Source organism: Anabaena sp. PCC 7938 (assembly GCF_049315035.1).
In the GTDB taxonomy this organism is placed as follows: Bacteria; Cyanobacteriota; Cyanobacteriia; order Cyanobacteriales; family Nostocaceae; genus Anabaena; species Anabaena cylindrica.
The window spans coordinates 5,154,505-5,168,616 of the sequence record NZ_CP186034.1 but is presented as its reverse complement, the minus strand read 5'-3'; the positions used below and the strand labels follow the sequence as shown (position 1 = coordinate 5,168,616).

At 39.1% G+C, this 14,112-nt stretch carries 14 protein-coding genes and 1 pseudogene; 5 read left to right on the top strand and 10 right to left on the bottom strand.

Annotated elements, in window-relative coordinates; translation table 11 throughout:
* Window positions 1-19 precede the first annotated feature (19 nt).
* The 10 genes and pseudogenes from ACOWPH_RS23265 to ACOWPH_RS23220 form a co-directional block, all read right to left on the bottom strand.
* Window positions 20-1,177: a hypothetical protein gene (locus ACOWPH_RS23265; protein WP_015212485.1), complete on the bottom strand. Its 1,158-nt coding sequence runs from the start codon at window positions 1,175-1,177 to the stop codon at window positions 20-22.
* Between the two features lie 286 nt (window positions 1,178-1,463).
* On the bottom strand, window positions 1,464-2,021 hold the full coding sequence (locus ACOWPH_RS23260) for a (2Fe-2S) ferredoxin domain-containing protein (protein WP_015212484.1): 558 nt from the start codon (window positions 2,019-2,021) through the stop codon (window positions 1,464-1,466).
* A gap of 178 nt (window positions 2,022-2,199) precedes the next feature.
* Complete coding sequence (gene nifT / locus ACOWPH_RS23255) at window positions 2,200-2,403, bottom strand: putative nitrogen fixation protein NifT (protein ID WP_015212483.1); 204 nt, start codon at window positions 2,401-2,403, stop codon at window positions 2,200-2,202.
* Entirely contained in the window at window positions 2,378-2,665 is a 288-nt protein-coding gene (locus ACOWPH_RS23250) for a nitrogen fixation protein NifZ (RefSeq protein WP_015212482.1), read from the bottom strand. The genes nifT and ACOWPH_RS23250 overlap by 26 nt, the downstream gene beginning before the upstream one ends.
* Window positions 2,652-3,785 (bottom strand): homocitrate synthase, encoded by a 1,134-nt coding sequence (nifV, locus tag ACOWPH_RS23245; protein ID WP_015212481.1) that lies wholly within the window; start codon window positions 3,783-3,785, stop codon window positions 2,652-2,654. Before nifV ends, ACOWPH_RS23250 begins: the two co-directional genes overlap by 14 nt.
* A 506-nt stretch (window positions 3,786-4,291) precedes the next feature.
* The gene (locus ACOWPH_RS23240) at window positions 4,292-4,489 is read right to left on the bottom strand and encodes a DUF2949 domain-containing protein (RefSeq protein WP_015212479.1); all 198 of its coding nucleotides are present in this window, start codon (window positions 4,487-4,489) and stop codon (window positions 4,292-4,294) included.
* 471 nt (window positions 4,490-4,960) lie between these two features.
* Window positions 4,961-5,191, bottom strand: a complete 231-nt coding sequence (locus tag ACOWPH_RS23235) for an Asr1405/Asl0597 family protein (protein WP_015212478.1) — start codon at window positions 5,189-5,191, stop codon at window positions 4,961-4,963.
* A 3-nt stretch (window positions 5,192-5,194) separates the two neighbouring features.
* A complete protein-coding gene (gene cysE, locus ACOWPH_RS23230; RefSeq protein WP_015212477.1) occupies window positions 5,195-5,923 on the bottom strand; it encodes a serine O-acetyltransferase in 729 nt (242 codons plus the stop codon).
* A 537-nt stretch (window positions 5,924-6,460) separates the two neighbouring features.
* A pseudogene (locus tag ACOWPH_RS23225) lies at window positions 6,461-6,583 on the bottom strand (Uma2 family endonuclease); the annotation flags it as partial.
* A 76-nt stretch (window positions 6,584-6,659) separates the two neighbouring features.
* Window positions 6,660-8,051 (bottom strand): UbiA family prenyltransferase, encoded by a 1,392-nt coding sequence (locus tag ACOWPH_RS23220; protein WP_015212475.1) that lies wholly within the window; start codon window positions 8,049-8,051, stop codon window positions 6,660-6,662.
* Between the two features lie 97 nt (window positions 8,052-8,148).
* On the opposite strand from ACOWPH_RS23220, the gene uvsE reads away from it, so the two are divergent.
* The 5 genes from uvsE (at window position 8,149) to ACOWPH_RS23195 (ending at window position 14,107) form a co-directional block, all read left to right on the top strand.
* Entirely contained in the window at window positions 8,149-9,093 is a 945-nt protein-coding gene (gene uvsE / locus ACOWPH_RS23215) for a UV DNA damage repair endonuclease UvsE (protein ID WP_015212474.1), read from the top strand.
* Between the two features lie 58 nt (window positions 9,094-9,151).
* Window positions 9,152-10,741 carry an Hsp70 family protein gene (locus ACOWPH_RS23210; RefSeq protein WP_015212473.1) on the top strand — a complete coding sequence of 530 codons (1,590 nt, stop codon included), beginning with the start codon at window positions 9,152-9,154 and terminating at the stop codon, window positions 10,739-10,741.
* 524 nt (window positions 10,742-11,265) lie between these two features.
* Window positions 11,266-13,200 carry a hypothetical protein gene (locus tag ACOWPH_RS23205; RefSeq protein WP_015212472.1) on the top strand — a complete coding sequence of 645 codons (1,935 nt, stop codon included), beginning with the start codon at window positions 11,266-11,268 and terminating at the stop codon, window positions 13,198-13,200.
* A 37-nt stretch (window positions 13,201-13,237) separates the two neighbouring features.
* Window positions 13,238-13,468, top strand: a complete 231-nt coding sequence (locus tag ACOWPH_RS23200) for a hypothetical protein (protein WP_015212471.1) — start codon at window positions 13,238-13,240, stop codon at window positions 13,466-13,468.
* A gap of 57 nt (window positions 13,469-13,525) precedes the next feature.
* On the top strand, window positions 13,526-14,107 hold the full coding sequence (locus ACOWPH_RS23195) for a DUF4255 domain-containing protein (RefSeq protein WP_015212470.1): 582 nt from the start codon (window positions 13,526-13,528) through the stop codon (window positions 14,105-14,107).
* Window positions 14,108-14,112 lie beyond the last annotated feature (5 nt).

Below are 14,112 nucleotides of genomic sequence, written 5' to 3'. Positions count from 1 at the left end.
ATTTTTGATGCTATCAAACCTATCTAGGTAGGAAATTGAAACCATAGCCCACAGTCAGAACAAATATCCTACCGCCGAAACTGTTATCTGTGAGATCAGCACCTTGAGCCGTAATTATCAAGGGAATGGTAGGCACAGGAACGAAGGAAACCCCAGCATTTAAACCTACGCCACTCCAACCGAAACCCATACCAATCTGAGGATGAACTTGCAGACCCACTCCAGCAAATACACCAGTACTATCATTCCCTTGTCGGAAGTCGCCACCACCGGCTCCTAAAGAAAAGGAAATAGCCATTGGATTAACAGAATTGTCGGGCTGTAAAAGAGAGTATGTTGTAACTACACCATAAGCACCAGAAGGTCTAATTCCTTCATTACCATACTGGGCAAAGGCATTCCAGCCAGCAGCTACAGCAACTTGATTGTTGCCTTTAACATAGACAACGCGGTGAGCTTTGAGGTCAAATGTGCCGTTATAACCGAAGTTTTTGATACTACCGTTGTTGAAGGTCAATTCCAAACCAATTAGGTTGTAGGCATCTCCTATGCCAAAACCTGCGCTCATACTCGCGTCTGGATTTCCATCTCTACTTTTACCTGCTGTTGCGCCCGATGCTCCTATAAATAAGTCACCCCAAGCCGCTCCGAAAGCACTCGGAGCGCCAAAACTGAGTCCAGGTTGGTAGGTTCGTTTGGGTGGAGGAGTTTGTGGAGGAGTTTGTGGAGGAGTTGTTTGAAACAGAGGTTCAACTAATAAATCCTGGCGTAATTTATTAACACTTCCAAATCTATCACCTGCATCACCAGAGGCATCTATCTGTTGGGTGATAGTTTGATTTTGAGTAGGAGAAAGTTTTTTGGCTTCACCAAAGGTATCCCCCACACTCCTTGAGGCATCTATTTGTTGGTTGAGAATCTGTTGTTGTTTGAACTGAATCAAACGTTGCTTCAGTTTAAAAGATGGATGTTGCGATTTTTGGCTAATCTTTTCAGTGGATTCTGCTTTTTGCTCAGTCGCTAATTCCTTGCTTGCGGCATCAGTAACTTCTTTATCAATCGCAGATGCAGCTTTTATGGCAACAGATGTAGATAGGAAAATGCCACCTAAAAGATTTATTCCAATCAACAGCAGCCAATTAGCGGAAATCACATTGGCAAATTGGCATTTATTCAAAGTTATGATCCTCACATTCTTATACAAATTATTTATTTGATTAAAGGATATTCGTAAACTACCGAAAGGTAGATTTTACCGTTATTACTGAGTTTAAATAAAACGGAAAATCAAGGCTTTATTAATGTACTGAGATGCTTTAATGTGCTATATTTAATAGCAGGAGACCCTTTCAAAATATCCTCTAATATAAGATTTATCCAATAGTGATTTAGACATATCCGGAAAAGAATTTTAAGCTGATTATTCAAATTTCAGCTTAAAATTGTGAGTTTAGTTACATTATTTACTCACTTTTAAAACATCCTTTTAAATGATTCTCTAACAAAGAAGCAATTGCTTCTGGATGAACTTTTTTGTATTGCTTTTTACCCAACATCAAAACACAATTGGGAGCGCTACTACAGCGTTTTTGACAGTCGGTGTGTTCAATAGTAACTTGATCTGACAAACCGCGATCGCACAGAGTTTTCTCTAACTCTGATAATAAACTTTTTCCACCCCGCTTCATACAACCAGATTTTTGACAAACCATAATCTTAGCTTTGGTTTGTGGTAGTCGATTTTCAATCAGACACAACCCAACCGCTTCAACTTGATAAGCTTTGAGTTTAATTTTACTTGTCCGTGAGTTTAATTTACCTATAGCACCAATGCGAATTTGTTCACCAGGAACTAAAGTAGATATTGGAGAACAGCGCAAGTCTTTAGGTAGTTTAACTTTCACCTTCCCTGAAGGAATCGCTAACCTTAAATGTTTATATTGTCCTGATTTATCACCGACAAAACCTAAAAACTGTCCCTCAAGATTCAATTCCGATAAAGTCTGGTACTTTTCACCCATATCAGTAACTCAAAATTCCAAAATTAACTTCTGTTTAACCTGAGTTAGATAGGCCAAATCATGTATAATTCGTAATTAAAGAGAATACAAACTCTCAATAATTACGAATTACAAATTATTTTGACATGATTTGAAAGATAGATTTTCACTATCTTCCCATCTCCCTACCATCAAAATTTTAAGCGAGGCGTTTAGCTTCTACAGTGATGGGTAATTTTTCCGTAGCTGGTAACTCACTAAATTCTAATTCCCAACCATTAGCTAAAGTAAGAACCTTACCTGCATCACTATCTGTTTGTTTAACAACTTCTTCTTCCAGGTCTTTTTTGGCAACATAAGCCACCAAAGTACCAGCATCATTCATTCTTAGCATTACTTTCATTATTTTCCTCAACAATTTCTAGTTCTTTTTTCTTACAACCGATGACGAACCCTGTTTCTAAGAAATGCACCGCATAAATATAGGTATTTTGTAAATATGTACCTATACTTGCTACATAACCAACGTCTCCCTTTTGGGCCAAAACTGCACCAATGTCTTGACCGGGAAACGTGCCATCATTTTTAATCAATTTACGAATTCGTACCTTTTGACCAATCTCAAAAGCGGGAGGTAAGTCCAGTTCTAATTCATCGCGCTGCATGAGAATACCTCTGTTCACGTACTAAATTTAACAATTCTTCTGTGGTGAGACTGCGTTTTTTTAGTGTTGATTGTTGGCGCACTGCATCTAATATAGATTGGGTTTCTTCGGCATTCAAAAAAATACCATACTGTTCTAATAAGTTAGATACTAAATGCCGTCCAGAATGTTTACCTATTACTAAAGTGCGTTCCCAACCTACTTCTTCAGGAGCAAAGGGTTCATAAGTTTCTGGATTTTGTAATACACCATGAGCATGAATACCAGATTCATGAGCAAAGGTATTTTTACCAACAATTGCTTTCCAAGGTTGGACATTAGCACCAGAAGCAGCAGCAACTAATTGAGATAGTTCTAATAAGTGTCGAGTATTAATACCCAAGTCAACACCATAAATACATTTAAGTGCCATCACAACTTCTTCTAAAGCTGCATTTCCGGCTCTTTCACCTAAACCATTAACGGTGGTATTGACAGAAACTGCTCCGGCTTTAATACCAGCAATAGCGTTAGCAGTTGCTAGACCAAAATCATTATGAGTGTGGATTTCTACGGGAATTGATAAAGTAGATACTAACCGCTTAACTTTTAGGTGAGTTCCAAAGGGATCGAGAACTCCAACTGTATCGCAAAAACGAAATCTTGACGCACCCCATTCTTGAGCATACAATGCTACATCTTCGAGGAAGTTTTCATCTGCTCTAGAAGAATCTTCTCCTCCTACTGCAACCCAAAGACCATTATCAACAGCGAAGCTAATACAGTCTTTGAGTCTTTGTAAACTTACTCTCCATTGACCATGAAATTTAGCAGCAATTTGAATACCAGACACGGGAATAGCAATATGTACTCGTTGAAGTCCGCAAGCGATAGAAGCCTTAATATCTGAGATAACAGCGCGGTTCCAACCTAGTAATTTGGCATCTAAATTTAAATTCGCAATTTCCGTAATTGCCCGAATTTCCTCTTCTCCCATTGCCGGAATACCGACTTCTATTTCAGGAACACCAATGGCATCCAAAAATTGAGCGATCGCTACTTTTTCTTCTAGGTTAAAAGCAACACCTGCCGCCTGTTCACCATCACGTAAGGTAGTATCATTAATAATGATTTGATTCATCTCAAATATTCCTCTAGCGGAGTTTTTACTAATACTCTTTAACACTACAATCCCTAGTAATAATAGATATAAAAGAAAGATTAAAAATTTCTAAATAAACATTAAATAAAAAGTTCCCAATACATATAAAAGCAATTAAACCTCCTTTCTTGCTGTCTGATTTCATAACACCAGTTATTGAACACGGTTTATGATCTTTAATTATTGCTCAATAACTCACGCAACATCTGTATGACAGAAAACAAAATATTGGTATAATTTACGAAGGCTTTTTACTGTTGTAAATTTGATGTTTATCAAATAGTAAGTAGCTAATGTAACTATTAGTAAGTCCAGTAAGTAATAAGATACTCAATCCAGCAATTAAACTAGTAATCATAGTAATAACCTCATTTGTTTACGAAAAGTGATCTGTGTTTTAGATGATTGATGTCTCACAAATAGCTGCTTCATATCTAAGTGCAAAAAAAATTAACTCTCTAATTAGTTAGTACCGCAATAATTCACTACGCGTGTTCTGCTAACCAATCAAAAATCTTTTCTAATTGCTCTAAATCTATGAAGCCATACTGCCAAAGCAGCATTGGTATAGGGCCTTTATCTAACTCACGGTGTCGTAATGCAACATCAATATCCGCATTTGAAAGTGCCAATTCATTATGCAAAAAGTGAAGTAATTTCTTATCGCTGTTACGCTGTACCATAATTTAACGTTGAAAATATCAAGCTAGACAATAATCTTGTAAATGCCATCCCCAGTGTTATGCTAATTCCACTCATTTAGAAATGAAATACAGCAGAATTTAGCCCTTCATGTATCTGCTCTATATGAGAGATGTTGTGGATTGAGCAGATTTGGCAAAATGAATGAAACCTAAGCTTAGGTTAATTACCTTCAGTCTGCAAGCTAATTTGTGAGTGAATAATAACTTTAACTTTTGCAGAGGATAAATCACGTTTGCATCATGAATTATGCTCTGATATTGTATTGATTAGACACTCTAGAAATTGTAAATTGTGATTACTCATGCAAAGAAAGGAATTTTGAGATTGTCGATGTGGCTACAAGTAAGGATTCAGCATACAGAATGTTTGATATAGCGGGGAACTCTTAACAGAAGAGAAAAATATTCTTCTTCCTCCTGACTCCTGAATTCTTACGTCTACAATATGATTTAACTCTGAGACCAACAACCTTCTAACCATTCCACTAGTTCACAACGAGAAGCTAAAAATTGCATAACTGCACTGCGGACAAGGACTGCTTCTTGTAAACTATTAACTTGCACTCGCAACGAACCATCTGGGGGACAGGAACAAGTAATCATCAATTCTTGCAACCGGTGATAAATTTGCCATCTATCGCTCAAAGGAATCTGTAAAACTTGTTCTCCTCGTGAAAACATAATTCAACTATCCTCATCCTGCTGATGATTTGTCAGGGTTTGTAGTTGTTGTTCAAGTTTCTCGATTCGGGAAAGCAAGGAACGAATTATACCTGCTTCAAGATCAGGTAACTTTCCATGTTCTAAGGGAGAGAGACGCTTGCTTTGTTTATGGGAAATAATGCGTCCAGGAATCCCGACAACGGTAGAATCTGGAGGAATATCACGCAAGACAATAGAACCTGCACCTATCCGCACGCGATCGCTAATTTGGATATTTCCCAAAACCTTCGCACCCGCACCCACAACAACGTTATTACCCAAGGTGGGATGACGTTTACCGCTTTCTTTCCCAGTTCCACCAAGAGTTACACCCTGATAAATCAGCGCATAATCTCCAACAATGGCAGTTTCACCAATGACAACACCCATACCATGATCGATAAATACACCTTTACCAATTTCTGCACCTGGATGAATTTCAATACCTGTTAAAAACCGTCCTAAGTGAGAAATTAACCGAGGGATAAAACCTACTTTACTGCGGTGTAACCAGTGTGCAAGCCGATGTAAACAAAGAGCATGAAATCCAGGGTAACAAAATATTACCTCTAACCAACTACGTGCTGCTGGATCACGTTCAAAAATGATGCGAAAATCGCTCATTAATGGCTCCAAAAAACTGCCAGAACGTTGATTTTTTATCAAGTTTGTAGTTTGGGTTTTACTGATACTGTCTAAAGACTGTTGCATCGGTACTGTCTGGTTAAGAGAGCCATGTTGTATTTTTATGCTTATATCAGGTGACTCGAAAGCAAAAAAAACAGCACATACCGATTGGATCTATTGAATTTATTACTCTTGTACTCAATAGGTTTAAACCCCTATTTAACAGAACTTTACATTTTCTCTTGGGGTAGGGGTACTAGCTTTTGATAACAGGGGTACTTGTATTTTTAAGGTGAGGGTTGAGATATTTTGTACTCAATATAAATCTCTTTACCTGTGAGACTTTGCAGCGTTTTAGGCAAGATAATTAATGGTATATTCATCTGTACTCATTCCCCAAAAATGGCAGGTAGAAGGGATTACAACTTGGATTTCTGTATACTCAGTTACTATAATCATCTTATGGTTTTGGTAGTCAGAAGACTTGTTTCTTTATTTTGTTTTAGGATTTACAATAAGGAATACCTAATAGCTAAAAAATATCACATCTAAAAAAATCAGACTCAGTTAATATCCTGTAAATCTTTAAATCCTGGATATCCTGATTTAGACAAAGAATATATTTTTTCCTTGAGGCATGGGTTTTTGAATGATTTCACCATTAATAAATTCGCTTGCCGGTTTTGTTGCTGGCAATTTGATAAATTCGTCGAGGGTTAAGGGTTTGATAGGTGTTTGAACCATTACCATTTCGGGTTTGTGGATTATTAATATTGTATCGTTTTCTAATTGTCTGAATCAGGATATCCAGAATGTTACATTAAGAATCGGCTAAACGATACCAACCATACCAATGCAGCACTGCTAACCACGCGACTGATAGCAAGCCGGCTAGACTTAAAGTTAAACCACTAAACGGTATTAATAAACCAAAAATAGGTAAAATAGCCCCAGCAATAGTACAAATAATTGCAGCTAAGGAAGTATGACGATTTGAGCCTAAACCGTAGGTTAAAATTAGGAAGATGGATGCAATCATTGTCCAAGCTAATTCGGCATTTATTACCCGTGCCATGTAGGTTAAAGTTAGCAAACAAGCGAAGAAAATAGCCCCGGCTATGGCAACATTTTTTAAATTCATTGGTAGAGACAAATACAAAAGTAATATCCACCATAAAAATAATCCTGGGGCTAATAGCAATAATCTGGGGATAATGCCAGTATTCTTAATAGGTTGGGTACTGGTAAATACGCCAAAAGGATTTTTGACAGACACATTTTCATCAAATGTCCAAGTGAATTGGGTGCTGTTGCCATCAACTTTAATATTATTGGGAACGATGCCACTAGCAAAGTCGGCATTTCTAAAATTGGCAATTGCTATGAGACGGAATTGGGAAAGTATTTGATTTGCGGCATTATAAACCCAGCGTGAACCACCTATAGCTTGATAAGTAACTTTCAATGTTGTTTCTTCTCCTGGTTTTAAACGAAAGGGAAAACCATAATCACCGGGATTAATTTGTTTTAATCTCATCCCGTCACGCTCTACTTTATAACTTTTTAATAATGAGTATCCTTCTGGTGGTGGTGCTTCAAAGAAAAAGTTATCAATATCACTGAGTGGGTTAATAACTTTATAATCTGCGGTGTAGTCAGTGTTGTAAATGACGCTGCTATTTTGAACGTTGACACTTTGATCTATTGTGACCTGAATTTGCGAGCCGGCTAGTGTCAGATAACGGGTAACTTTTTGTTTGTCGTTGACTTTGACGATTTTGCCATCAACTTGGGTAGTGTAGCTGTATGGCTCTTCAGTAATGTAGCGAATTTGGGGCGCACTTTGTTCTAATTTATCACCAGCAACACTTTCTGCAACTTGGGCTATTTTGGCCTGTTCCCAGTGGTGGTAACGATTGCTGAGGGTTGAAAATAGGAAAAATCCGGTGATTAATAAAATTAAAATTAGGGCTAAATGCTGTAGTCCCCGCAATAATTGAGAATAGCGAATCGACCATTCACCAAAGAAAACTGCTTGTTCTGTGGTGTTGCGTCTGAGGGAAAAACTGATGAGTGCGATCGCAACTCCCAACGCTACAATCAAAAATATCAATAACAATGAACCTTGAAATACTTGAGTGCCAAATTGTACTAACTCATGGGGATGTGTCAAATCTGGCAAACCGGGAATACCTTGAGCAGAAGGAGACATGGGTAGATATGGGGATTTTTTAGATAATTTAAGCATCTTGACAGATATAATCTCACAAAAGTTTCTGCAAAAATACTAAGAATACATCGTTAAATTAATGACTAACATCCAGTTACAAAAAATCAATGCACAGCAGAAACTCAGCACTACGCCGTATTTAGGTCTGGTTTGCATCACTTCTGATCAGGAAGTGCGCTTTCGGACTATTACCCGTACTCGTTATTTAAAACTTTCTCTCCAACAACGCGAAGATACTCTAAGAGAACTTTATCAACATAATTTGCAGTGCTTGAATGGGGCTTTGTCTTTTTGTCAAAAGCAGAATATTCGGCTTTATCGAATGACTTCGGCTTTATTTCCTCTCAGTGATATGGAAGATGAAATTGGCGCAAATATTTTAGAGGAAATGAGTGCAGATTTAGGCAAAATTGGTCAAATAGCCCAAACTTTGGGGATCAGAATGGTTTTACATCCTGATCAATTTGTAGTGCTGAGTTCTGAATCATCTGAAGTTGTAGAAACGAGTATCAAAATTTTAGCAAGACACGCCCGCACATTAGATTTACTTGGTTTACCCCAGTCACCTTGGGCGCTGATGAATATTCATGGTGGCAAGTCTCAACGTGCAGAAAAGTTAGTAAAAGTAATTTCTGAACTACCACCAGGTATCAAAAACCGCTTGACTTTAGAAAATGATGAATATTCCTATAATGCCAATGATATCTTAGCTGTATGTCAACAGGCAAATATACCAATGGTATTTGATGCTCATCACCATATTTGTTATGAAAAGTTAGATACGTATAATCATCCAAGTGTAGAATCGGCGCTTTTAGCAGCACGAGAAACTTGGTTAAATCCCGATTGGCAGTTAGTACATATTTCCAATGGTGACTCAGGTTTTAATGATAGAAAGCACAGTCATTTAATTACTGCTATGCCTGATGCTTACTACCAAGCGCCTTGGATAGAGGTAGAAGCGAAACACAAAGAAAAAGCCATAGCTCATTTACAAAATTGGTGGTTAATCCAGAATAATTAAGGATATATTAACTATACTTACGTATTTACATCCTGGTGTGAAATAATAAAATTAAGATATGCACATTGCTATTGATTTTGGTACTAGTAACACAGTCATTACCCGTTGGAATCCCGTCACCCAGCAACCGGAGACTATAAGTATACCGAATTTATCAATTCAGGAGCAACTCAATCCCCCACTGATTCCCAGCTTGGTTTATGTGGAAGAAGCAACCCAGAATCAGATATTAGTTGGGCAACAAGTCCGCGATCGCGGTTTGGATATCAAAGGCGACTCTAGATTTTTCCACAGCTTTAAACGGGGTATTGGTGCAAATATCCCAGGGTTTTCACCGCAAATAGATGGAAAAATCATCTCTTTTGAACAAGTAGGAGAATGGTTTTTAAACAGGGTAATTTCTGAATTAGCACCTATGCAAGGTGGGGTAGATTCTTTAGTTTTAACTGTACCTGTAGATAGCTTTGAAGCTTATCGTTACTGGTTAGGCAAAGTTTGTCAAACACTCCCCGTTGAACAGGTGCGGATATTAGATGAACCAACGGCCGCTGCTTTGGGTTATGGTTTGTCAGAACAGGAAAATCTCTTGGTAGTTGACTTTGGTGGTGGTACTTTAGATTTGTCTTTAGTGAGTTTAGATCAAAGGACGCAAGCGAAAGTAGGATTTCTGCTCAAATGGGGTAATAAATCCCTGGCTGAAGACTCGCAGCAAAAAGTCAAAACAGCCCGTGTGTTGGCGAAAGCAGGGCAAAATCTAGGTGGTACTGATATTGATAATTGGATAGTTGATTACTTTGCGAAAAGTCAAGGATTTCCAGTTAATTCCCTGACAACTAGACTGGCAGAAAAGTTAAAAATTCAGCTATCTACCCAAAATCACGCTAGTGAATTTTATTTTAATAATGATACTTTTGAAAGCTATGATATGGAACTTAATCGCAAGGGACTAGAAGAAATCCTCAAAGAAAACGGATTTTTTGACCGCTTGCATGAGGCGATGATGACACTCTTACAGCAAGCCCGTCATCAGGGCATCGAACTGGATGATATTAATGCAGTTTTGTTGGTTGGTGGATCTGTGCAATTAACTGCGGTGCAGACATGGGTAAGCCAATATTTTGAGCCAGAAAAAATCCGCTGTCAAAGTCCATTTGAAGCGATCGCACAAGGGGCGCTGCAAATCACTCAGGGCTTGGAAATTAAAGACTATCTCTATCATAGTTATGGTGTGCGTTACTGGGATCGTCGTCACCAGCGTCACAGCTGGCAACCAATTATCAGGGCTGGACAAGCTTATCCCATGACCCAACCAGTAGAATTATTATTGGGCGCTTCTAGGGAAAATCAACCTAGCATCGAGTTAGTTTTGGGGGAACTGGGTGCAGAAACCGGAGGTACGGAAGTTTATTTTGATGGCGATCGCTTATTAACTCGCAAAATTAACAGTATGGCCACCACCGTCAAACCGCTTAATGATCAAGAAGGTGCCAGAAATATTGCCCAACTTAGCCCGCCTGGGTTTCCGGGGAGCGATCGCATTAAAATCCTATTTCAAGTTGACGAACAGCGGTTATTACGCATCACCATTGAGGATTTGTTGACAAATGACACCTTGGTAGAAAATCAACTTGTGGCAAAGTTGAGTTAAAGCCAAGAAGAGCAGTGCCGGAGGTAGTTTACAAATTCGTCATCTCTCGTAAGATATATTCAATATTTAAAATTGTTACAACAAAATCATAAAGCTAGTAATTATCAACTAGACTGAACAAATCAATGAAAACAGAGGTTAAACAAGTCTAAAACCCAAACTATAAGAATAATATTTAATTTTTGAACGAAACTCAATACACACAAATACTATAAAATCTCTTTGCACGAGTGCCTCTTGCGTGCCTACACAGGTAATTATGGCTTCGCCACGCTACGCGAACACATATCAAACTGGAGTACTATATATGTCTGGATGAATCCCCATTAAGTATAAATAACCTGAAAATGTAGCTATGATTGCAACCGAAAGCTTATACCAACTACTTGATATGGGGTATGGCTAGTTAGTTGTGATATAGCAACGAAAATATAGGCTACCTTAACCTCAAACAAAAAACAATTATTTTAACCCCCTAGATTTATCCACTAGGGCATAATTTAAAAATTTAGAACTCAACTCCTATGGTACAGCAACAAGACTGGACAAATTTTTCTTTACAACGTCCCAACTATTTTCCTGGACAATATCTCTTAGATGAAGATTTTGAGTTATCACATAAATATCTAAGCGATCGCCAACGTTACCTTAATAGCAAACTGCATTTAGCTGGTATCGTAGAAGGGTTGGAAGTAGAAGCGATCGCAGGAGAAGCTGCTGTCACCATCAAATCTGGTACAGCTATTGACGGCGAAGGCAATCTAATTATCCTCCCAGAAGAAAAGACTAACATCAAAATCAATTCAGAATGTTGGGTATGTCTGCGGTATTTTCAAGAACCAAAAGTATTACAACAACCAGAAATACCTGATAGCTTCACCCGCTGGGCAGAATCTCCCCTATTAACATTAGAAGCGATTGAAACCAAAGAGTCTAAAACGGTTATATTAGCTAAACTTACCCTAGACAATGGACAGATTACAGTAGACAACAGTATTAGGCAATATTCGGGAGCGCGTTTACCCAGCGGACAAGGTGAAGAGATTAACCTGAGAAGTGACGGTAAATCTTTAGCAATTAAAGGCAACCTCAGTATATCCGGTACATTACAATTGGGCGGCGCAGAAATTACTGGTGTATCTGAAACCATCGCCACAGACAGAGATCGCACCAATGTCGTCCCTTCAGAAAAAGCCGTCAAACAACATATAGAAGAGAAAATTAAGGAGAGACTAGCCACTTTGGGTGCGCCCACAGAGGAAAAACCCACAATTTCTCTCTCCAATAAACCAGATGGGCTTTATGGTTGGTCAACCGAAGACGGTGGAGCAGAAGATAGCTCTTCTTTAATCAACTTAATATCCTATCGGGCGGGAGTTAAAAACACAAGGCTCACCATCCAACGGGATACAGGTAATGTAGGGATTGGGACAACCACACCAGAGAGAAAACTAGATGTTAACGGAGTAATCCGCGCCTCGCATATAGAGTCTACAAACCCAATGCGACACCGGATGTATCCCAATGATGCGATCGTTTATCAAGATATTTTTGATGCCAGAGATGCAAAAGTAATTGCTGTACACGGTGTCCTCAAAAAAGCACCTGCCGATAGGGAAACCAGACACACAAGTAACAACCTTTGGAATGATCGTCGCGTGATTTGCTATGGAGGCGAAGAAGAAGATGATGCCGGCGCATTGGTCACCGTTCCCGAAGGATACGATACTCTCTGGATCAGATTACTTGGTGATACTTGGAAAGTTGTCAAAGCCCAGTTCCTAGATGGATTTAAAGAAGACTTAGGACGCTGGGCAGGTGGAAGGAGATATGGTAATTGCTATTGTCCCGATGGTTCTCTCACTGATAGCTATTCCGACAAACATCAATGGCTACCGATTCCAGTTGGTAGATCGGGGAAAGTCACCCTGATTTCCAAACAAGGTCCTGAGTTTTGGTTGTCTGGGTTGGCATTCAGCAAAAACCCTTGGTCTCACGCCACTCAATCAGCACTAGGATACCACTGGAAAGTAAATGGGGGTGATGCAACAACTTGGGAGAAAGAGAGTGACTCTTGGAATGGGGACGCTTATACTGTTATTCCTGGCAAAACAAATTTGGAATTGCTGGTTCCAGCCGTCTGGTCTGGACGTGACAAATTACTCTATCTGATCGAGCATAACAGCAACTGGAATGGTTGTATGCACACTGGTATTACTGTCAACGGTAATCCCATTGAAAGATTCCTCGCCACTTACGATAACCCCTTCGCCCGCCATTGGAATAGCAAATCCTATAACCGTTATATCGCTGCTTACATTCCCGCTGATTTGATTCCCAAACCCAGACCTGATGTTATTCCTTATCTCAAGGTCAAAATTGATATGAGCAAGCAAAACAGCGGCATTAATCTTCGGGAAATCGGTACACACGATGTGGAAACTCCCTATATTTTTTGATGGCAATCAAGACCTTTGAACACCCAATGAGATAGCAATGAGGGAACAACTCGAAAAACGCCTACAAGCACTAACAACAGAATACGAAGCAGGGCAAAAAGCCCTAGCCAATTTAGAAATCCAAAAAGCCAGTCTGCGGGAAACCTTACTCCGCATCAGTGGTGCAATACAGGTCTTAGAAGAGGAATTAGCCATTGCCAAAAGTCAAAACAATCACAAAGTCAACGAAATTGACTTCTCAACCATAGAAGTTATTTCTCTAACTTAACTTCAGGATAGAAACAAACAAAAAAGCCTTCTACCTTTTCAAATAGGATATTTAGTCATGCTAGATGACTTAGACAGCACCCTAGAACAATTACTAACTCACGAATTACCAGAGTTAAAAAGGTCAAGCGAGACCAACGTTGCTATTAGTTTTGATATGCCCCTAGAAGGGTCTATCAAACAGAAACCAGCCATTAACCTTTTCCTTTATGATGTGCGGGAAAATATGGAATTGCGGCGCAGTGAATGGTCAGTGCAACGTCGTTCAAACGGAACAGCTGTTAAACAACCTTCTCCAGCAAGGATAGATTGTTCCTATTTGATCACCGCTTGGGCTAATTCCGACGACCCCCAACAAGAACATCATATCTTAGGAGAAGTAATGAAATTGTTGCTGCGTTATCGGACATTACCAGAAGCGATTTTGCAAGGCAGTTTAAAAGGACAAGAACCACTACCTGTAGGAGTTGGTTTACGTTCTAGCTACTTACAAAGTTTAGGAGAATTTTGGCAAGCAATTGGCGGAAAACCTAAAGCAGCACTCAATTACACAGTGACCATTTCTGTACCTGTTGAAGAAGCTGCCACAGAATTTCCTCTCGTGCTTGATAAACGCACTGAAATTATGCGGAGGCTGTAAACTAG

Coding starts and splice junctions, on each gene's coding strand:
- ACOWPH_RS23260 (WP_015212484.1), bottom strand. CDS start 2,021: ATGGGTGAAAAGTACCAGACTTTATCGGAATTGAATCTTGAGGGACAG.
- nifT (WP_015212483.1), bottom strand. CDS start 2,403: ATGAAAGTAATGCTAAGAATGAATGATGCTGGTACTTTGGTGGCTTAT.
- ACOWPH_RS23250 (WP_015212482.1), bottom strand. CDS start 2,665: ATGCAGCGCGATGAATTAGAACTGGACTTACCTCCCGCTTTTGAGATT.
- nifV (WP_015212481.1), bottom strand. CDS start 3,785: ATGAATCAAATCATTATTAATGATACTACCTTACGTGATGGTGAACAG.
- ACOWPH_RS23240 (WP_015212479.1), bottom strand. CDS start 4,489: ATGGTACAGCGTAACAGCGATAAGAAATTACTTCACTTTTTGCATAAT.
- ACOWPH_RS23235 (WP_015212478.1), bottom strand. CDS start 5,191: ATGTTTTCACGAGGAGAACAAGTTTTACAGATTCCTTTGAGCGATAGA.
- cysE (WP_015212477.1), bottom strand. CDS start 5,923: ATGCAACAGTCTTTAGACAGTATCAGTAAAACCCAAACTACAAACTTG.
- ACOWPH_RS23220 (WP_015212475.1), bottom strand. CDS start 8,051: ATGTCTCCTTCTGCTCAAGGTATTCCCGGTTTGCCAGATTTGACACAT.
- uvsE (WP_015212474.1), top strand. CDS start 8,149: ATGACTAACATCCAGTTACAAAAAATCAATGCACAGCAGAAACTCAGC.
- ACOWPH_RS23210 (WP_015212473.1), top strand. CDS start 9,152: ATGCACATTGCTATTGATTTTGGTACTAGTAACACAGTCATTACCCGT.
- ACOWPH_RS23205 (WP_015212472.1), top strand. CDS start 11,266: ATGGTACAGCAACAAGACTGGACAAATTTTTCTTTACAACGTCCCAAC.
- ACOWPH_RS23200 (WP_015212471.1), top strand. CDS start 13,238: ATGAGGGAACAACTCGAAAAACGCCTACAAGCACTAACAACAGAATAC.
- ACOWPH_RS23195 (WP_015212470.1), top strand. CDS start 13,526: ATGCTAGATGACTTAGACAGCACCCTAGAACAATTACTAACTCACGAA.